The following is a 17,361-nucleotide window of genomic DNA, read 5'->3' as shown; positions in this document are numbered from 1 at the left end:
GGAGAGGGGACGCTCGGGGAGGGGGCGGAGAGGACGCCAGGGGTGGCGCGCGCCGCTCACTCTCCAGGGGCGCGCGGGGCGGCTTGTGGCGCGCCCCCCGCCGTTCGACTCCCTCTCCGCCCCCTTGGGGGGAGAGGGGCGGGGTGAGGTGGGGGCCTTGGCCGCGCCCCACACCCGCCGACTCACCGCTCCATCGCGCCCTTGCCGGCGATGATCTTCTCGCGGAACCTGGCGATGCGCGCCGTCCGGGTCTCGGGCTTCTTCGCCCCCCTGAGGTTGATGACGTAGCTCTTCTGCCGCCCCGGGGTCAGGCCGTGGAAGGCCTCGGCCAGCTCGGGATCGGCGTCCAGCGCCTCGAGCAGTTCCTCGGGCAGCTCGAGGACCTCCGTCTCCTTGGGCGGCTTCAGGCCCCGCTCGGCATAGCCCATGGCCTCGCGCAGGTAGGACAGGATGACCGCCTCGCGCGCCGCGACCTGGCCGTCGTCGGTGAAGCGGAGCATGTCGGGGTGGCGGGCGTTCGGGCCCTGCCGTTCGAGCAGGCCCTCGGGGTCGGTCATCAGGGCCGCGTCGAAGAAGGAGAGGCGGAAGTCGCCGCGGAAGGCGCCGAGGATCGCGATGTTGCGCCCCGCGTGCCGGTAGCAGGGATGGCCCCACTTCACCGTCTCCTCCAGCCCCGCGGACCGGCACAGGCGGCGCAGCTCGGCCAGGCCCGGCGCCCACTGGCGGGTCGAGCAATCGGGCGTGGCGAAGCGCTCGCAGCGCCCGCAGCCCTTGGCGAAGAAGTCCTCGATATCCTCGATCATGGAGAGCCTCGGCAGCGAAGAGGGAGCCCAGGGGTGGTGACCTCGGTCGGCATGGTCGCCCAGGGCACCCCGGCCGGTCGAGCCCCGGCCTTCCCGCCGCGCGGGTGGCCCTGCGGGTGGCCCGACAGACTGGCACGCGGCCTTCTAGGCAGGAAGATTGCCGGATAGGAAGGCTTCCGGCCGCCGATCGGGCTGAAATTTCTCCCATTACAGGGCCATGTCCAGCACCCTTGCTGGTAGCCTTCCCCAAAAGAAAGTGCGCGTTTCGACTGCATGAAAAACAGATGGGAGGAAACCATGGCTACCCCGGACAAGGTCTTGCCGAGTCTGCCGCTGGCGCTGACGCCGGTGCTGCTGACCCTGCTCGTTCTCGGCATCCAGCTCTTCTACTTCGGCGACTTCACGCCGCATGTGCCGCTGGCCATCGGCCTCGCGATCACCGGTCTGGTCGGGCTGAAGCTCGGCCTGACCTGGAGCGACATCGAGAAGGGCGTGTTCCACGTCATCCACGTCTCGCTGCCCTCGGTCTCGGTGCTGATCACGGTCGGCATGATCATCGGCGTCTGGATCGCCAGCGGCACGGTGCCGACGCTGATCTACTACGGCCTGGTCATCCTCTCGCCGGAGATCTTCCTGGCGGCGGCCATGATCCTCTGCTCGATCGTCTCGCTGTCGCTCGGCACCTCCTGGGGCACGGTCGGCACGGTCGGCCTGGCGCTGATGGGCATCGGCGCGGGCTTCGGCATCCCGATGTACTGGACCGCCGGGGCGGTGGTCTCGGGCGCCTTCTTCGGCGACAAGATCTCGCCGCTGTCGGACACCACCAACCTGGCGCCCGCGGTCACCGGCACCAACCTCTTCGCCCACATCAGGAACATGATGCCGACGACGGTGCCGGCCATGCTGATCGCGCTGGCCGTCTACACGGTCGCGGGCTTCCTGGTGATCGAGCCGGGCGGCGCCTCCTTCGCGCGCATCGAGGGCATCACCACGGCGCTGCAGGAGAACTTCCTGATCTCGCCGGTGCTGCTGCTGCCGGCGCTGCTGGTGATCGCGCTGGCGGTCATGCGGATGCCGCCGATCCCCTCGCTCTTCGCCGGCGTCGTCGCCGGCGGCGTCACCGCCATGGCCGCCCAGGGCGTCGGCCTGCACGACGTCTTCACCTACTCCAACAGCGGCTACAGCATCGAGACCGGCGTCGCCGAGATCGACAGCCTGCTCAACCGCGGCGGCATCCAGTCGATGATGTGGACCATCTCGCTGGTGCTGATCGCGCTGGGCTTCGGCGGCGCGCTGGAGCGCACCGGCTGCCTGGAGACCATCATCAACCGGATCCTGACCCGGGTGCGCAGCTTCGCCGGCATCCAGACCGCGGCGATCGGCACCGCCACGGCGACCAACCTGGTCGCCGGCGACCCCTACCTCTCGATCGCGCTGCCCGGGCGCATGTACTCGCCGGTCTACCGCGGCACGGGCTACTCGACCCTGAACCTGTCGCGCGCGGTCGAGGAGGGCGGCACCCTGATGTCGCCGCTGATTCCCTGGAACGCCGGCGGCGCCTTCGTCATCGCCGCCCTCGGCCTGGGCGTCGCCAGCGGCAGCTTCGAGAACCTGCTCTACATCCCGCTGGCCTTCGCCTGCTGGATCGCGCCGGTGCTGGGCATCGCCTACGCCTGGCTCGGCATCTTCTCGCCACGCGCCACCGCCGAGGAGATCGAGGGCTGGAAGGAGAGCGGCGAGGCCGTCACCGACCTCAGCGCCCACGGCCACCCGCCGGTCGAGGAGGGGCTGATCCGGCCCGCCACGACCGGCTGAGGCACCCCCACCTCTCCCTGACCCTCTCCCCCCCAAAGGGGCGGAGAGGGGACGCTAAGGGAGAGGCCCCCGACGTTAGACTCCCTCTCCGCCCCCTTGGGGGGGAGAGGGGCGGGGTGAGGTGGGGGGCTTCCGCCCGCAACGAAAAAGGGGCGAGACCCCCGGCCTCGCCCCCTCGTCGAAAAAGCTCGCCCGCGCCTCAGGCGGTGGCGCCCGCGGTGCCACCGGCGGCGGCCTCGCTCTTGCGGCCCGGCGTGCGCGAGGTCCGGCGCATGTCCTTGCGCACGTGCTTGGTGCCGTAGCCGTTGAACAGCGTGCCGAGCAGGCCGCGGTCCAGGTCCGAGGTGCCCATCGCCCAGTCGGCGATCGGGAAGGTCAGGTTCATGTTGCGCTCCATCATCAGCGACTGGTCGTGATGGGCGGTGTGGTGCCGGCGCAGGGTGTTGACCAGCGGGCACCAGCGCACGAAGAGGTTCTCCTCGACGTGGCAGCAGAAGTGCATGAACTCGTAGATCAGGTACATCGAGGTCGTGGTGCACATGACCAGCCAGCCGACGTTGGGCGAGATCAGCCAGCCCAGGAAGAGCGCGCCCGGGATCGACATCAGGATGAAGGTCACCAGGGCGTAGGGCGGGAAGAAGGTGACGCGCCAGTCGTGGGAGTCGGCGAAGCGCATCTCGCTGTCGGTGAAGAACTGGTGGTGCATCAGGGTGTGGCGCGTGTAGATCGCGCGCATGCCCGGGAAGCGCAGCGGCCGGTGCATGACGTGGCGGTGCAGGAACCACTCGAAGAAGTTGCACGCCAGCAGGACGACCGGGATCGTCAGCCACTCCCACCAGGCGACGGCGCCGATGTTCGCGATGTAGATGTAGAGGGCGGCGGCGCCGATCGCGTAGATCACCGCGACATGGAGCCAGCCGTTGTACCAGCCGGCGATGCGCGTGCGGTACTGCTCGCGGTAGCCGCGCTGGCGCTCGGTCATCGGGGACTGGACGAGTTCCATGGGCGAACCTCTCTCTCCTGCGCGCGCGGGGGCTCTGGCACCCTTAGCGCTCCATCTGATATATCAAAGATAGATCAGGGGCGGGTGCCTGTCAAACGGGTGTCTCGCGCAGGGAGGTTTCTCCCGGGGGTATTCCCTAGAGACGGGCGGCCGGCTCGCGGGGCGGCGGCTGGAGGGCGAAGCCGTCCCACAGGCTGCCGAAGAGGCCGAGGCCGTCGGCGAAGGCCTCCTCCCAGAGCGAGCCCTGGGTCGGGTAGGGCACCAGGATGTCGGCCTCGGCCTGGCCGTCGAGCAGGCTGAGGCTGCCCTCGAACTTGCGCGCGATGTGCTGCATGCGGCGATTGTCGAGCAGGCAGAGCATGCAGAGCGAGCGGGCCGAGCGGTTGCGCGCCAGCACCAGGGCGCGGCGCAGCAGGTCGCTGCCGATGCCCTGGTCCTGCCAGGCGCGCTCGACGGTGACCGCCAGCTCGGCGCGCGCCGCCGGCGAGCGGTCGAGCCAGAGCTCCGCCGCGCCGCGCAGCACGCCGTCCTCGAAGCAGCCGATGACGACCGCCTGCAGGCCGTCGATGCGCCGGCAGTGGCTCACGATGAAGGCCTCGCCGACGCCGCCCGAGAAGCGCCAGGCGCGGTCGTCGTCGTCCAGTCTCAGCAGATGGTGCTCGAGCCGCGAGGTCTCGAAAGGCAGCAGCTTGCGGTAGACGCGCATCGGTTCCTCCGGGGCTCCGCCCCGAAATCAGCGCGCTTCTCTCCCTTCCCGGGATTCGAACCGACCCCTTTGGACCACCGGATCCAGCCTAGCAGATGGGCCGGCGAGTCGCCGCGGCAAGGGCTCTTCGGCGCGGGCGCTGCGGCTTGGGGCGCCCACGCCCCTCGACAAGCTCGGGACGAAGCCAATTTTTGAGTTCACTTCATAATTCGCTTCGTCCCGAGCTTGTCGAGGGGCGTGGGAGCGCCGCCCCCGCAACCCCCCGCCGCCTCACACCTGCCGGCGCTTCTCGATCAACGTTTGGAATTCCTCCAGCACGCCCTCCTTGACGCCGTAGCTGTGGTCGTCGTCGGGGAAGCGGCCTTCCTTGACCTCGCGGACGTAGTCCTTGAGGCCGCCGACCGCGACCTCGGTCAGGTTGGCGTAGCGCTTGGTGAACTTCGGCTTGAAGTCGGTGAAGACGCCGAGCAGGTCGTAGCTCAGCAGGATCTGGCCGTCGGTGCCGACGCCGGCGCCGATGCCGATGGTCGGGATCTCGAGCTGCTCGGAGATGAGGCGCGCGATCGGCGCCGGCACGGCCTCGAACTCCAGCATGAAGCAGCCGGCGTCCTGGATCGCGAGAGCGTCCTCCAGGATCTTCATCGCCGCCTCAGGCGTGCGGCCCTGGATCTTGAAGCCGCCGAACATCGCGATGGTGTGGGGCGTCAGGCCGATGTGGGAGGCGGTCGGGATGCCGGCGTCGACCAGGGCCTTCAGGATGTGGGCCTGGCTGCGCCCGCCCTGCGGCTTGACCGCGTCGCAATCGGCCTCCTGCATGAAGCGCGTGGCGTTGGCCAGCGCCCGCTCGACGGTGTTGTAGCTCTGGTAGGGCATGCAGCCGAGCACGAAGGTGTTGGGCGCGCCGCGGCGCACGGCGTGGGCGTGCAGCACCATCATGTCCATGGTCGCCGGGATCGTGCTCTTGTGGCCGTGGGCGACCATCGCCAGGCTGTCGCCGACGACGCAGACGTCGACGCCGGCCAGCTCGGCCCAGCGCGCCGAGGTGTAGTCGGGCACCGAGGTGTAGACCATCTTCTCGCCGGTCCGCTTGGATTCGCGGATCTCGGTGATGGTGCGCTTCTGCTTTTCGCTGCTGGTCTCGTCCTGGGCCACGGCTCGCCTCCCTTGTGCGTTCTGATGCGTCACTGATATATCAATCCTGCTTAAGCGGGCCGCCGCGGCCGGTCAAGCGCCGGTCGGCCAGGGTCGACCGGGCGGCGCCGGCCCGGCAGCCTCTCGGGGAGACGGCGCGTGAGCCTGCAGACGATCGACTTCGCGGCGGCCGGGCTCCTCGCCCTGGCGGCGGCGGTGCTGGCGGCGGCGGTCGTCCTGCTCGGCGGCTTCCTGCCGCTGGCGACGCGGCCGGCGGCCCAGCGCGGCCTGCTCGGCGGCGGCCTGCTGCTGCTCGCCGGCCTGGCGGCGCTGCTGCTCGGCGCCGCGGCCCTGCGCCTGGCGGTCGAGCGGCTGGCGGTGGCGCCGGCGGTGATCGCGGGCGGCCTCGGGCTGCTGTTCGGGCCGCTGCTGTTCCAGCTGCTGCCGCGCCAGCTGCGCGACGGCCTCGCCGGGCTGCTGCTGGTCCTGGCGGCCGGCGGCGCGCTGGCCCTGCTGCTCAACCAGGCCGCCTCCTGAGGCGGCCGACAAGAGGAGTTCGCCCATGCCGACCCACATCAAGCTGATCCTCTCGCTCGTCGTGCTCGCGGTCGCCGCCTACGTCGGCTGGTGGCAGCACGGCCTCGGCCACCAGGGCCCGGCCTGGGTCGCCGTCGGCCTCGGCCTGTTCATGGTCTTCGCGCTCTGGGTCTTCCCCGAGACCAAGGGCGACAAGCAGAAGGGCGAGCGGTAGCGCTCCCTCTTCAGCCGCGGACCTGATTCGGCTCCTCGGCGTCGAGGGTCGCCCGGGTGAAGGTCTCCATGTAGTCGATCAGGCGGTCCGAGGCCTCGGCCGCCGCCTGGGCATCGCCCTGGGCGATGGCGCGGGCCTGGCCGGCGTGCAGGCGCGCGCAGAGCGGCAGGTCCAGGACCTGCCGGTAGTGCTGGTACCAGAAGCGGCGCGACAGGCCGTGGGTCAGGCCCATGGACTTGAGCGCGTACTCGTTGCGGCAGCACTGGGAGATCATGCTGTTGAGCTGGCGGTCCTGGCGCATGAAGGCGACGTCGTCGTCGGCCGCGCCGGCCGCCTCCATGGCGTCGGCCAGCTCGGCGAAGGCGCGCTTCTCGGCCTTGCTGCCGCGCAGCGCGCAGAGCCGGGACATCAGGCGCTCGAGCTCGCGGCGCACCTTCAGCAGCTCGAGCTGGCTGCGCACGTTGATCTCGGCGACCAGGATGCCGCGGCGCGGCAGGATCACCACCAGGCCCTCGCGGGCGAGCCGCTGCAGCGCCTCGCGGATCGGCGTGCGGCCGATGCCGAGCTGCTTGCTGAGCGTCGCCTCCGACAGCACCTCGCCCGGCGCCAGGCGCAGCGTGACGATCATCTCCTCGAGCTGCCGGTAGGCGCGGTCGGTCAGGCTGCCGCCGACCTCGGGGCGCTCCTCGACCGGATCCGACAAGCTGCTTTCGGCCATGCCGCCTCTCGTCCCTCTGGTGGCGGGCGCCCCTGTCCGGCAAGGGCTTGCCCGGCATCCTCGATACAACAGGTCGCTCGCGCCGAGCCAGTGCCGCGGCCGGGCCGGGGCAGCGCACGAAACATTCTTGCGCGTTCGCCCGGCCCGCCGGTGCTTTTCCGCGTGACGCGCCGGCCTTAGAATGTCAAAAATATATCACTGGTACACGACTGGTCACGAACGAGTTGGCCAGGGGTGCCCAGAGGGGTGCCCAGTGGGGTGCCCGGGCGGGGTGCGCAGAGCGGGCGCCTGAAGCGGGCGGCGGAGACGGGGAGAGTCGGGGACCTTGCGGAGATGAAGACCTATCAGGGCGACCGGACCATCGACGGCCTGGCCGTGACGGTCGACGGCAGGCCGCTCGACCAGCGCACCGACCTGCTGCTGCTGTCGCGCAACGGCTTCGAGTGGGGCTACGAGGGCCCCGAGCCGGCCCAGCTCGCGCTGGCGCTGCTCGCCGACCACTGGGGCGACGACGCCAGGGCCAAGGCCGGCTACGAGGCCTTCATGCGCGCCGTCGTCGCCAACTTCGGCAACGAGTGGGAGATGACCGACGCCGACATCGAGGCGGCGCTGGAGGAAATGCCGGCGCCGCGGTGAGCGGCGGCGGAACCGGGGGTGCCCAGGGGCGCCGCCGGCCAGGGAGACGGGTCGACCAAGAGAATCAGAACAACTAGGGAGGTAGCGATGTTGCACGACAGCAAGAGGGGCCTGAAGGGCCTCGCGCTCGCGGCGGCCTTCGCCGCGGCGGCGGCCCTGCCCGGCGGCGACGCCGCGGCGGCCGAGAAGACGTTCCGCATGGCCACCGGCTGGTCCGGCGGGCCGCTGATGGAGATCGGCGCCCAGGCCTTCGCCGACAACCTCGAGACGATGTCGGGCGGCCGCCTGGCGGTCGAGGTCTTCCCGGGCGGCACGCTCGGCCCGGCGCTGAAGGTCTCCGAGACCGTGCAGCAGGGCATCGCCGACATGGGCCACACCTGGCCCGGCTACGACTGGGGCGCCGACCCGACCACGGTGCTGTTCGGCGGCTATGCCGGCAGCTTCGACACCGAGCGCATGCTGCACTGGCTGTACCGGGGCGGCGGCGTCGAGCTCTGGGAGGAGTGGCGCCGCGAGCAGTTCCAGCTGGTCGCCATGCCGCTGTTCATCCGCACCGCCGAGGTCTTCCTGCACTCGCGCAAGCCGGTGAAGACGCTGGAGGACCTGAAGGGCCTGAAGCTGCGCACCGCCGGCGCCTGGCTGGAGATGGCCCGCGACATGGGCGCGGCACCGGTGACCACGCCGGGCGGCGAGGTCTACACGGCGCTCGAGCGCGGCACCATCGACGCGACCGAGTGGGGCACCCTGTGGGAGGACATCTCCCCGGGCTTCCACCGGGTCACCAAGTACGTGATCATCCCCGGCGTCCACCAGCCGACGGCGCCCTTCGAGCTGGTCATCAACCCGAAGGTCTGGGACGAGCTGTCCGAGGAGGACCAGGCGATCGTCCGCCAGGCCGCCTTCGTGACCACGATGAACTCCTGGCTGACCATCGGGCAGGAGGACGCCAAGGCGCTGGCCTTCTACCGCGAGGAAGGCAACGAGATCATCGAGCTCGCGCCGGAGGTCCAGTACAAGGCGCACGAGATGGGCATCAAGTGGGCCGAGAAGCAGGCCGAGGGCAACGAGTGGTTCGCCCGGGTGCTGGAGAGCCAGCTGGCCTTCGAGGACCTCTGGAAGGACGCCAGCCGCTACCGCAACGTCCAGCGCGCCGAGTAGCGCGCCGACAGCCGGCAAGGGCGGCGGAGCCAGGCTCCGCCGCCCTTCTGCTATCCTGCCCGTCCCCAGTATCCCGCCCGTCCCAGGGGAGCCCGTTCCTTCATGCGTTCGCTCGTCAAGGCCATCGAGCGCGTCACCTCCGGCGTCGGCTACGTGACCGCGCTGATCGTGCTGCCGCTCGCGCTGGCGACCGTCTACGACGTCTTCGCCCGCTACGTCCTGCTCGAGCCCACGATCTGGGCCTTCGAGCTCGGCTACAGCCTGACCGGGGCGCACTTCCTGCTCGGCGCGGCCTACACCCTGAAGCGCGGTACCCACATTCGCATCGACCTGATCTACGCGCGACTGTCGCCGCGCCGGCGCGCGGTCATCGACCTGGTGCTCTACGTCGGCTTCTTCCTGCCGTTCCTGGTGCTGCTGACCGACGCGCTCAGCGACTACGCCCTGCGCTCCCTCGCCAGCGGCGAGCGGACCGGGCAGTCGGCCTGGAACCCGCCGATCTGGCCGCTGCGCGCCGTCATCGCCTGCAGCTTCGCGCTGCTCGCGCTGCAGGTCGTCGCCGAGATCATCAAGAGCGCCGCCCTGCTGCTCGGGCGGCCGCTCGACCTCGACGACGACGGCCCGGGCCAGCAACTGCCCGGCGGGCTTTCCGAGGAGCTGGCGCCCGCGGTCACCGTCGACCCGCTGCGACGCCGGCAGGAGGGCTGAGGCGATGGACGCCCTCGTCATGTTCCCGGTGCTGTTCCTGCTGATCTTCCTGGGATTTCCGGTCGCCTTCGCGCTGATGTCGGTCGCCTTCGTCTTCGGCGTGATGATGTTCGACATGGCCGCCTTCTTCCAGTTCACCCAGAAGGTCGAGGAGGTCGCCAGCAACTTCGTCCTGGCGGCGGTGCCGCTCTTCGTCTTCATGGGCGCGATGCTGGAGCGCTCGGGCATCGCCGAGTCGCTGTTCTCGGCGGTCCATCTCTGGACCCGCAGGCTGCCCGGAGGCCTCGCCGTCGGCACTGTCGTCATGTGCATCATCTTCGCCGCCTCGACCGGCGTCATCGGGGCGACCGAGACGGTGGTCGGCCTGCTGGCGATCCCGCCGATGATGCGCTTCAAGTACCGCAACAGCCTGATCAGCGGCACGATCTGCGCCGGCGGCTCGCTGGGCACGATCATCCCGCCCTCGGTCGTGGTCGTGGTGCTGGGACCGATCGCCGACGTCTCGATCGGCGACCTGATGGTCGGCATGATCTTCCCGGGCCTGATCCTCTCGGGGCTCTACATCGCCTACATCCTGATCTACTGCCTGATCGACAAGGAGGCCGGGCCACGCATGCCCGCTGGCGAGGACGACCCGCCGCTGGCCGAGAAGCTGCTGATCACGGTCAAGGCGCTGCTGCCGCCGGCGCTGATGATCGTCGCCGTGCTCGGCTCGATCATGGCCGGCATCGCGGCGCCGACCGAGGCGGCGGCGCTCGGCGCCCTCGGCTCGATCCTCCTGACCCTGCTGTACCGCCGTTTCACCTTCGGGCTGTTCTGGGAGGCGCTGCTCAAGACCCTGACCATCACCTCCATGATCATGCTGATCCTGCTGGCCGGCAGCCTCTTCACCGGCGTCTTCGCGGCGACCGGCGGCATGGCGGTGATGCGGGACCTGCTGGAGGCCGTGAACCTCGGCCCCTGGGGCATGATCTTCCTGTTCCTCGGCCTGGTCTTCATCGCCGGCTTCTTCCTGGAATGGATCTCGATCCTGCTGATCTTCGTGCCGCTGTTCATGCCCTTCGTGAACGCGGCCGGCTTCGATCCCCTGTGGTTCTCGATGCTGATTCTGATCATGATCCAGACCAGCTACCTGACGCCGCCGATGGCGCCGGCGATCTTCTACCTGCGCGGCATCGCGCCGCCGGAGATGACCCTGCAGCAGATGTACCGGGGCGTGATCCCCTTCATTCTGCTGCAGGTCGTCGTGCTGGCGGTCGTGATGATCTTCCCTGAGCTGGTGACTTGGCTGCCCGACCAGCTGCTCGGCTTCAAGTAGCGCGGGACGCCTAGTCGCGCCGCTCCGCGCGGGCCCGGGCGATGGCCAGGAGCGCGGCGAAGTCGTCGTCCGCCGCCGCGCGGTTGCGCTTCTCGTGGCCGCAGCGCCGGCAGCGGTGGGTCAGGATCTGGCCGTCGCGGGTGCTCTCGACGGCGACCGGCGCCATCAGCCCGCCACAGGCGGCGGCGCGGTCGCCCGGGCGGTCGTCGACGTGCTTGCTCCACAGGCAGGCCGGGCAGTGGTTGGTGAAGCCGTCGCCGGCGACCGCGCGACCGCAGCGCTCGCACAGGAAATCCTCGACACGACGCTGGAAACGCTTGGCCATCCGGAACTCCGCTCGGCCTCGACGATTTTCATCCTTGGCCCGGTTCGCGGGTAGACTATCGCGATGGCATCGCGGCCGACGAGGGGGAAGGGATGATTCGAGAGGCGATCCTGGCGGTGGCCGCGGCGACGGCCTTCTTCGCGGCCGGCGCGGTGGCGCTGGCGCAGTCGGGCGAACCGTCTGCCGACGGCGGAACCGCGGCGGGCGGCCACGGCGAGAACCAGGGCTGGCGCGGCTCGCTGACGCTGGGCGTCGGCCTCCAGCCCGACTACGAAGGCTCGGACGACTACGAGGTGATCCCGGTGGCGATGAGCCGCCTGGAATGGCGGGGCTTCGGCTTCTACAGCTACGGGAGCCGGGCGCAGCTTGACCTGCTGCCCGACGACCGGCTGATGGCCGGCCCCGTCTTCAACTACCGCTTCGGCCGGGACGAGGTCGACGACGGCAGAGTCGACGCCCTGCCGGACGTCGACGACGCCGTCGAGCTCGGCCTCTTCTTCGGCGCCCGGCTGCCGATCGGCGACGACCCGCGCGAACTGGTCGTGCCGTCGGTCAGCTTCCTGCACGACGTCAGCGGTGCCCACGGCGGCTGGCTGGCGACCGGTGATGTCTCCGCGACCTTCGTGCTGCTGCGGCCGCTGGCGCTCACGCTCGGCGGCTCGACGACCTGGGCCAGCGAGGACTACCAGCAGACCTACTTCGGCATCGGCGCGGGCGGAGCGGCGAGCAGCGGCCTGGCGCAGCACGACGCCGGCGCCGGCTTCCGCGACGCCAGCCTGCGCGCCACGCTCGATCTCTATCTCTCCGAGACCTGGAGCCTGGGCCCGACCCTCATCTACAAGCGCCTGCTCGGCGATGCCGCCGACGGCCCGGTGGTCGAGGAGGCCGGCTCCGCCGACCAGTTCATCGGCTTCGTCAGCACGACTTGGCGCTTCTGAGATTCGGCCCGCCCGGCAGAGCGCGGGACAGATCCAGGCGGCGCACCCGCGCGTAGACGCTCAGGCGGCTCTCGAAACCAGGAGGTTACCCACGTGCGTGATGCAGGCAGCGCGGCGAGGCGTCGGGCGGCGATCCGCTCGGCTGCAACCCTCCTGGCGTCGGGCCTGCTGGCGCTCGCAGCCGCGCCGGCCGCGGCGCAAGAGGCCGAGCGGGATCCCGACGCCGTCACGGGATCGCTCACCCTCGGCGTCGGCGCGGGCCCGGACTACGAGGGCTCCAACGACTATCAGGTCCTGCCGGCCCCGGGTTTCCGGGTCAACTGGCGTGGCTACGGTGCCTTCTCCCAGGGTCCGGCCCTCTACCTGGACCTGCTGCCCCAGGCCGAGCTGCTGGGCGGCCCGCTGGTCGGCTATCGCTTCGGCCGCGACGATGTCGACGACGGGCGGGTCGACGCTCTGCCGGACGTCGACGGCGCGATCGAGCTGGGTGCCTTCCTCGGCTTCAGCCTGCCGCTCGGCGAGGACCCGCGGGAGCGCTTCTCGGCGATCCTCTCCTACAGCCGGGACATCAGCGGCGCCCACGACGGCTTCCTGATCTCCGGCTCCCTGTCGAGCGGCTTCGTCCTGGCGCGGCCGCTGGGCCTCACCCTCGGCACGAGCCTCACCTACGCCAGCGAGAACTACCAGGACACCTATTTCGGCGTCTCCTCGGCGGGTGCTGCGGCCAGCGGCCTGCGCGCCTACGACCCCTCCGGCGGGCTCAAGGACGCGAGCCTGCGGGCGTCGCTGTCCTACTCGCTGTCGCCGAGCTGGAGCCTGGGGCCGACCGTGATCTACAAGCGCCTGCTCGAGGACGCGGCCGACAGCCCGTTGGTCGAGGAGGCCGGCTCCGCCGACCAGTTCATCGGCTCCCTTAGCACGACCTGGCGGTTCTGAGCGCAAGGCCGCTCCCGCCGGGGGCCGTCTTCAGCGCTGCTCGGTCTCCCAGTTCGGATGGATCCAGACCGGTGCCTCCGAGCGGGGCAGGGCCGGCTTGCCGGCGATCGCGTCGGCCAGCTTCTCGGCCAGCATGATGGTCGGCGCGTTGAGGTTGCCCGAGGGGATCGAGGGCATGATCGAGGCGTCGACGACCCGCAGGCCCTCCAGGCCGTGGACGCGGCCGGCGCCGTCGACCACCGCCTGGGAGTCGCCCTCGGGGCCCATGCTGCAGGTGCAGGAAGGGTGGTAGGCGCTCTCGCCGTGGGAGCGCACGAAGGCGTCGATCTCGGCATCGCTCTCGGCCTGGGGGCCCGGCGCCAGCTCCTCGCCGCGCAGGCCCTCGAAGGCCTGCTGGTGGAAGATCTCGCGGGTCAGGCGCACCGCCTCGCGCATCTCCTGGCGGTCGCTTTCGCTCTGGTTATAGTTGAAGACGAAGGCCGGGGCCTGGCGCCAGTCGGCGCTGGCCAGCCACAGCCGGCCGCGGCTGGTCGGGCGCATCGGGCCGACGTGGGCCTGGAAGCCGTGGCCGGCGGCCGGCGCCGAGCCGTCGTAGGAGATCGCGATCGGCAGGAAGTGATACTGCAGGTTCGGGTGCTCGATGCCGGCGCGCGAGCGGATGAAGCCGCCGACCTCGAACTTGTTCGAGGCGCCGTGGCCGCGGCGCAGCAACATCCATTCCAGGCCGATGCGCAGCTTGTTCCAGGGCTTGAGCGCCGGGTAGAGCGTGATCGGCTGCTGGGAGGCGTACTGGACGTAGATCTCCAGGTGATCCTGCAGGTTCTCGCCGACGCCGGGCCGGTCGGCCACGACCTCGATGCCGAGCTGGCGCAGTTGCTCGGCCGGGCCGACGCCCGAGAGCAGCAGCAGGTGCGGCGAGCCGATCGCGCCGCCCGACAGGATCACCTCGCGGCCGGCCCGCGCGTGCCGGTCGCGCCCGCCCGCCCGGTAGTCCACGCCGACCGCGCGGCGGCCCTCGAAGACCACGCGCCGGCTCTGCGCGCGGGTCACCACCGTCAGGTTCGGTCGCGCCATGGCCGGGCGCAGGTAGCCCTTGGCGGCCGACCAGCGCTCGCCCTTCCAGCTGGTCTGGTCCATGCGGCCGATGCCTTCCTGGCGGTAGCCGTTCATGTCCTCGGTGACGGCGTAGCCGGCCTGGCGCCCGGCCTCGAGCCAGGCCTTCGAGAGCGGCGCCTCGACGTCGCCGGCGGTGACCTTCAGGGGGCCCGAATCGCCGCGGTACTCGTCGGCGCCCAGCTGGTGCGTCTGGGCGCGCCGGAAGTAAGGCAGGCAGTCGGCGTAGGACCAGCCGGAAAGCCCGGCCTGCGCCCAGCGGTCGTAGTCGCGGGCGTGGCCGCGGACGTAGGCGAGGCCGTTGATCGAGGAGGAGCCGCCCAGCACCTTGCCGCGCGGCTGGTAGATGCGCCGTCCGTCCATGTGCGGTTCGGGCTCGGAGTGGAAGCCCCAGTTGTAGCGCGTGCCCTTGAGCGGCTCGGCGAAGGCCAGCGGCATGTGAATCTGCCAGCTCATCGGGCCGCGGTCCTGGCCGCCGGCCTCGAGCAGCAGCACGCTGACCGTCGGGTCCTCGGTCAGCCGCGCCGCCAGCACGCAGCCGGCCGAGCCGGCGCCGACGATGACGTAGTCGTGGATCTTGTCGCTCATGCGCCCTCCTGTTTCGTCCCTCTTGCGCGGCCGTCCGCTCTGGCCGGCGCGTCGCGCTTCATGGTTCGACAGGCTCACCATGAAGCGACGGTGGGGCCGTCGCAGGCTTCTGGTCGCGCTTCATGGTGAGCCCTTCACCCTGAGCTTGTCGAAGGGCGAACCATGCAAGCGCGGAAGCGCGGACCCACCGCCCTCAGTAGGGCGACTCGACCTCGCCGAGCTCGACGTAGACCGACTTGAGCTGGGAGTAGTGCTCGATCGCCGCCTTGCCGTTCTCGCGCCCGATGCCCGACTGCTTGACGCCGCCGAAGGGCATCTCGACGGGCGTGATGTTGTAGGTGTTGATCCAGCACGTGCCGGCTTCCAGGGCCGCGACCGTGCGGTGGGCGCGCGCCAGGTCCCGCGTGAAGACGCCGGCCGAGAGGCCGAAGGGCGTGTCGTTGGCGCGTGCGACCGCCTCGGCTTCCTCGGCGAAGGAGAGCACGGTCATGACCGGGCCGAAGATCTCCTCGCGCACGATGGTCATGGCGTCGGTGCAGCCGTCGAACACGGTCGGGGCGACGAACCAGCCCCCGGCGCAGGCGCCCTCCGTGACCCGGCCGCCGCCGACCAGCGCGGTGGCGCCCTCGGCTTTGCCCTTTTCGATGTAGCCCAGGACCTTGTTCATGTGGTCCTCGGAGATCAGCGCGCCGACCTGGGTCTCGGGGTCGAGCGGGTCGCCGATGCGCATGGCCCGGGTCCGCGCGACCAGCTTCTCCAGGAAGGCCTCGCGCACGCTCTCCTGCACGAAGACGCGGGTGCCGTTGGAGCAGACCTCGCCGGCCGAGAAGAAGTTGCCGAGCATCGCCCCGGAGACGGCGCGGTCGAGGTCGGCGTCCTCGAAGACCAGGATCGGCGACTTGCCGCCGAGCTCCAGGGTCACGTGCTTCAGGCTGCCGGCGGCGTCGGCCATGACCTTGCGCCCGGTGCCGACTTCTCCGGTCAGCGACACCTTGGCGATGCCCGTGTGGCGGGTCAGCAGGCGGCCGGTCTCGGCGAAGCCCTGGACGACGTTGAAGACGCCGTCGGGCAGGCCCGCTTCCCGGTAGATCTCGGCCAGCTTGACCGCGCTCAGCGGCGTCAGCTCGGCCGGCTTGAAGATCATCGCGTTGCCGCAGGCGAGCGCCGGCGCCGACTTCCAGCAGGCGATCTGGATCGGGTAGTTCCAGGCGCCGATGCCGGCGCAGATGCCGAGCGGCTCGCGCCGCGTGTAGGCGAAGGCGCTCCCCAGGTCGATGTGCTCGCCGGACAGGGAGCCGGCGAGGCCGCCGTAGTACTCCAGGCAGTCGGCGCCGGAGGCGGCGTCGGCGACCAGGGTCTCCTGGATCGGCTTGCCGGTGTCGCGGGTCTCGATCTCGGAGAGCTCCTGGTTGCGCGCGCGCAGGATCTCGGCGGCGCGCTTGAGGACGCGGCCGCGCTCGGTGCCGGTCATTCGCGACCAGAGGCGGAAGCCGGCCGCTGCGGCCTCGACCGCCGCCTCGACCGTCGCCGCCTCGGCGATCTCGACCTCGGCGAGCAGCTCGCCTCGTGCCGGATCGCGGGTCTCGAAGGTCGCGCCGGCGGTCGGCTGGAAACGCCCGCCGATCCAGGGGCTGATCCTGCCGTACCTAGCCATGGCTCTTGCTCCTCTGTCGTGTCGGCCGGCCGGCCTGCAGGGCCTCGGCCGGCAGGTTGTCGTGGAGGAAGCGGCGCATCGTGGCGCGCGCCTCGTCGGGATCGGACGGCTCGACCGAGAGCGTCGCGCGCAGCCACAGACCGTCGATCAGCGCCGCCGTCGCGGCGGCCAGGCGCGCCGCTTCCGGCGCCGGCACGATCTGGCGGAAGGCGTGGCGCAGGTTGCTGGCCAGGCGCTTCTCGTAGACCATCTGCACGCGGCGCAGCCGGGGCGAATGCAGCACCTGGCCCCAGAAGGCCAGCCAGACCGTGGCGATGCGCCGGTCGAACTGCGCCGGCTCCAGGTTCGCCTCGACGACCGCCAGCAGCCGCTCGTAGGGGCTCGCCGCCGTCGCCAACCGCCTGGCGGCGCCGCGCCCGAGGTCGCCGGCGAGCTGGCGCAGGGTCGCCTCGAGCAGGCCCTCCTTGTCGCGGAAATAGTGCGCGACCAGGCCGGGTGAGACGCCGGCGCGCCGCGCGATCGACTGCAGGCTGGCGCTGGCGAAGCCGACCTCGTGAATCGTGTCGATCGTCGCCTCGATCAGCTGATGCCGGCGCAGCGTCTCCATGCCGACCTTCGGCAAGGCGGTTCTCCCCAGTGGGTGTGGGCATTGAATTTGATTGAATGTTCAATCAAAATCAATGGGCGGGAGCGCTATGCCGCGGACCTGTCGAACCATGACGTCCCCCATGACGCCCGGGGGAGCGCGGGCGTAGGCCCGCTCGCGTCGCCGCCACGGCACTTGCGTGGTTCGACAGGCGTCGGCGACCGGTCGCCCTTCTGCGAGGCTTATCGAGGGCCGGTCAAGGCCGGTGCCTTCGCGCCTCGTATTTTTTATTGAACGTTCAATCAAAAACCGGTTAGGCTTCGGCCTCGATTTTTGCCCCGGCGGGGACGATAGTGGTCCCGATTGAGCAGTTCCAGGATCGGCCGGGGCGGGCCGTCCGGCGCGCCAGGGGAACGGCGCGAGACCTGCCGGGCCGGCCTCCGTTTCAGTTCAGACAAGAACGGGAGGCAAGAA

At 70.6% G+C, this 17,361-nt stretch carries 18 protein-coding genes; 9 read left to right on the top strand and 9 right to left on the bottom strand.

Translation table 11 applies throughout. From position 1 onward, the window contains the following. Positions 1–182 precede the first annotated feature (182 nt). Positions 183–803, bottom strand: coding sequence for a YdeI family protein (locus WD341_RS04920; protein ID WP_368424313.1), 621 nt, complete (start codon positions 801–803; stop codon positions 183–185). Positions 804–1,100: 297 nt separating this feature from the next. On the opposite strand from WD341_RS04920, the gene nhaC reads away from it, so the two are divergent. Further along, positions 1,101–2,618: a Na+/H+ antiporter NhaC gene (gene nhaC / locus WD341_RS04915; protein ID WP_368424312.1), complete on the top strand. Its 1,518-nt coding sequence runs from the start codon at positions 1,101–1,103 to the stop codon at positions 2,616–2,618. 199 nt (positions 2,619–2,817) lie between these two features. Here nhaC and WD341_RS04910 read toward each other — a convergent pair whose 3' ends face one another. The 3 genes from WD341_RS04910 to panB form a co-directional block, all read right to left on the bottom strand. Continuing rightward, positions 2,818–3,621: a hypothetical protein gene (locus WD341_RS04910; protein ID WP_368424311.1), complete on the bottom strand. Its 804-nt coding sequence runs from the start codon at positions 3,619–3,621 to the stop codon at positions 2,818–2,820. Between the two features lie 136 nt (positions 3,622–3,757). Then, positions 3,758–4,327 carry an N-acetyltransferase family protein gene (locus tag WD341_RS04905; protein WP_368424310.1) on the bottom strand — a complete coding sequence of 190 codons (570 nt, stop codon included), beginning with the start codon at positions 4,325–4,327 and terminating at the stop codon, positions 3,758–3,760. 270 nt (positions 4,328–4,597) lie between these two features. Then, complete coding sequence (panB, locus tag WD341_RS04900) at positions 4,598–5,479, bottom strand: 3-methyl-2-oxobutanoate hydroxymethyltransferase (protein WP_368424309.1); 882 nt, start codon at positions 5,477–5,479, stop codon at positions 4,598–4,600. A gap of 138 nt (positions 5,480–5,617) precedes the next feature. Here panB and WD341_RS04895 point away from each other — a divergent pair, with 138 nt between their 5' ends. Next, on the top strand, positions 5,618–5,995 hold the full coding sequence (locus tag WD341_RS04895) for a hypothetical protein (RefSeq protein ID WP_368424308.1): 378 nt from the start codon (positions 5,618–5,620) through the stop codon (positions 5,993–5,995). Positions 5,996–6,020: 25 nt separating this feature from the next. After that, a complete protein-coding gene (locus WD341_RS04890; RefSeq protein ID WP_368424307.1) occupies positions 6,021–6,209 on the top strand; it encodes a hypothetical protein in 189 nt (62 codons plus the stop codon). Between the two features lie 10 nt (positions 6,210–6,219). Here the strand turns inward: WD341_RS04890 and WD341_RS04885 are convergent, their stop codons facing one another. Next, positions 6,220–6,927 carry a GntR family transcriptional regulator gene (locus WD341_RS04885; RefSeq protein WP_368424306.1) on the bottom strand — a complete coding sequence of 236 codons (708 nt, stop codon included), beginning with the start codon at positions 6,925–6,927 and terminating at the stop codon, positions 6,220–6,222. A 333-nt stretch (positions 6,928–7,260) separates the two neighbouring features. Between WD341_RS04885 and WD341_RS04880 the strand changes: the two genes are divergently transcribed. The 4 genes from WD341_RS04880 to WD341_RS04865 all read left to right on the top strand — a co-directional run bounded on the left by WD341_RS04880 (position 7,261) and on the right by WD341_RS04865 (position 10,747). Next, positions 7,261–7,563, top strand: coding sequence for a DUF6166 domain-containing protein (locus tag WD341_RS04880; protein ID WP_368424305.1), 303 nt, complete (start codon positions 7,261–7,263; stop codon positions 7,561–7,563). Positions 7,564–7,650: 87 nt separating this feature from the next. Further along, the gene (gene dctP, locus WD341_RS04875) at positions 7,651–8,721 is read left to right on the top strand and encodes a TRAP transporter substrate-binding protein DctP (protein ID WP_368424304.1); all 1,071 of its coding nucleotides are present in this window, start codon (positions 7,651–7,653) and stop codon (positions 8,719–8,721) included. A 102-nt stretch (positions 8,722–8,823) separates the two neighbouring features. Beyond that, positions 8,824–9,429 carry a TRAP transporter small permease subunit gene (locus WD341_RS04870; RefSeq protein ID WP_368424303.1) on the top strand — a complete coding sequence of 202 codons (606 nt, stop codon included), beginning with the start codon at positions 8,824–8,826 and terminating at the stop codon, positions 9,427–9,429. Between the two features lie 4 nt (positions 9,430–9,433). After that, on the top strand, positions 9,434–10,747 hold the full coding sequence (locus WD341_RS04865; protein ID WP_368424302.1) for a TRAP transporter large permease subunit: 1,314 nt from the start codon (positions 9,434–9,436) through the stop codon (positions 10,745–10,747). A 10-nt stretch (positions 10,748–10,757) separates the two neighbouring features. On the opposite strand, the gene WD341_RS04860 is transcribed toward WD341_RS04865, so the two are convergent. Then, positions 10,758–11,072, bottom strand: coding sequence for an RNHCP domain-containing protein (locus WD341_RS04860; RefSeq protein WP_368424301.1), 315 nt, complete (start codon positions 11,070–11,072; stop codon positions 10,758–10,760). A 92-nt stretch (positions 11,073–11,164) separates the two neighbouring features. On the opposite strand from WD341_RS04860, the gene WD341_RS04855 reads away from it, so the two are divergent. Together WD341_RS04855 and WD341_RS04850 are read left to right on the top strand one after the other, a co-directional pair. Beyond that, complete coding sequence (locus WD341_RS04855) at positions 11,165–12,010, top strand: MipA/OmpV family protein (RefSeq protein WP_368424300.1); 846 nt, start codon at positions 11,165–11,167, stop codon at positions 12,008–12,010. 93 nt (positions 12,011–12,103) lie between these two features. After that, positions 12,104–12,946: a MipA/OmpV family protein gene (locus WD341_RS04850; RefSeq protein ID WP_368424299.1), complete on the top strand. Its 843-nt coding sequence runs from the start codon at positions 12,104–12,106 to the stop codon at positions 12,944–12,946. A gap of 30 nt (positions 12,947–12,976) precedes the next feature. Here WD341_RS04850 and betA read toward each other — a convergent pair whose 3' ends face one another. The 3 genes from betA to betI form a co-directional block, all read right to left on the bottom strand. Further along, a complete protein-coding gene (betA, locus tag WD341_RS04845; protein ID WP_368424298.1) occupies positions 12,977–14,647 on the bottom strand; it encodes a choline dehydrogenase in 1,671 nt (556 codons plus the stop codon). Positions 14,648–14,840: 193 nt separating this feature from the next. After that, the gene (gene betB, locus WD341_RS04840) at positions 14,841–16,301 is read right to left on the bottom strand and encodes a betaine-aldehyde dehydrogenase (protein ID WP_368424297.1); all 1,461 of its coding nucleotides are present in this window, start codon (positions 16,299–16,301) and stop codon (positions 14,841–14,843) included. Next, entirely contained in the window at positions 16,294–16,923 is a 630-nt protein-coding gene (gene betI / locus WD341_RS04835; protein WP_368424296.1) for a transcriptional regulator BetI, read from the bottom strand. The genes betB and betI overlap by 8 nt, the downstream gene beginning before the upstream one ends. Between the last annotated feature and the right edge of the window lie 438 nt (positions 16,924–17,361).

Source organism: Tistlia sp., assembly GCF_040905785.1.
Classification (GTDB): Bacteria; Pseudomonadota; Alphaproteobacteria; order Kiloniellales; family DSM-21159; genus Tistlia.
The sequence above is the reverse complement of the archived record's forward strand: the minus strand, read 5'-3'. Positions and strand labels throughout refer to the sequence as shown.

Bases quoted from the DNA above. Each gene is read 5' to 3' on its own strand.
- WD341_RS04910 (WP_368424311.1), bottom strand. From the start codon at position 3,621: ATGGAACTCGTCCAGTCCCCGATGACCGAGCGCCAGCGCGGCTACCGC.
- dctP (WP_368424304.1), top strand. From the start codon at position 7,651: ATGTTGCACGACAGCAAGAGGGGCCTGAAGGGCCTCGCGCTCGCGGCG.
- WD341_RS04905 (WP_368424310.1), bottom strand. From the start codon at position 4,327: ATGCGCGTCTACCGCAAGCTGCTGCCTTTCGAGACCTCGCGGCTCGAG.
- WD341_RS04855 (WP_368424300.1), top strand. From the start codon at position 11,165: ATGATTCGAGAGGCGATCCTGGCGGTGGCCGCGGCGACGGCCTTCTTC.
- WD341_RS04885 (WP_368424306.1), bottom strand. From the start codon at position 6,927: ATGGCCGAAAGCAGCTTGTCGGATCCGGTCGAGGAGCGCCCCGAGGTC.
- WD341_RS04890 (WP_368424307.1), top strand. From the start codon at position 6,021: ATGCCGACCCACATCAAGCTGATCCTCTCGCTCGTCGTGCTCGCGGTC.
- WD341_RS04870 (WP_368424303.1), top strand. From the start codon at position 8,824: ATGCGTTCGCTCGTCAAGGCCATCGAGCGCGTCACCTCCGGCGTCGGC.
- WD341_RS04880 (WP_368424305.1), top strand. From the start codon at position 7,261: ATGAAGACCTATCAGGGCGACCGGACCATCGACGGCCTGGCCGTGACG.
- betA (WP_368424298.1), bottom strand. From the start codon at position 14,647: ATGAGCGACAAGATCCACGACTACGTCATCGTCGGCGCCGGCTCGGCC.
- WD341_RS04865 (WP_368424302.1), top strand. From the start codon at position 9,434: ATGGACGCCCTCGTCATGTTCCCGGTGCTGTTCCTGCTGATCTTCCTG.
- nhaC (WP_368424312.1), top strand. From the start codon at position 1,101: ATGGCTACCCCGGACAAGGTCTTGCCGAGTCTGCCGCTGGCGCTGACG.
- WD341_RS04860 (WP_368424301.1), bottom strand. From the start codon at position 11,072: ATGGCCAAGCGTTTCCAGCGTCGTGTCGAGGATTTCCTGTGCGAGCGC.
- WD341_RS04920 (WP_368424313.1), bottom strand. From the start codon at position 803: ATGATCGAGGATATCGAGGACTTCTTCGCCAAGGGCTGCGGGCGCTGC.
- betB (WP_368424297.1), bottom strand. From the start codon at position 16,301: ATGGCTAGGTACGGCAGGATCAGCCCCTGGATCGGCGGGCGTTTCCAG.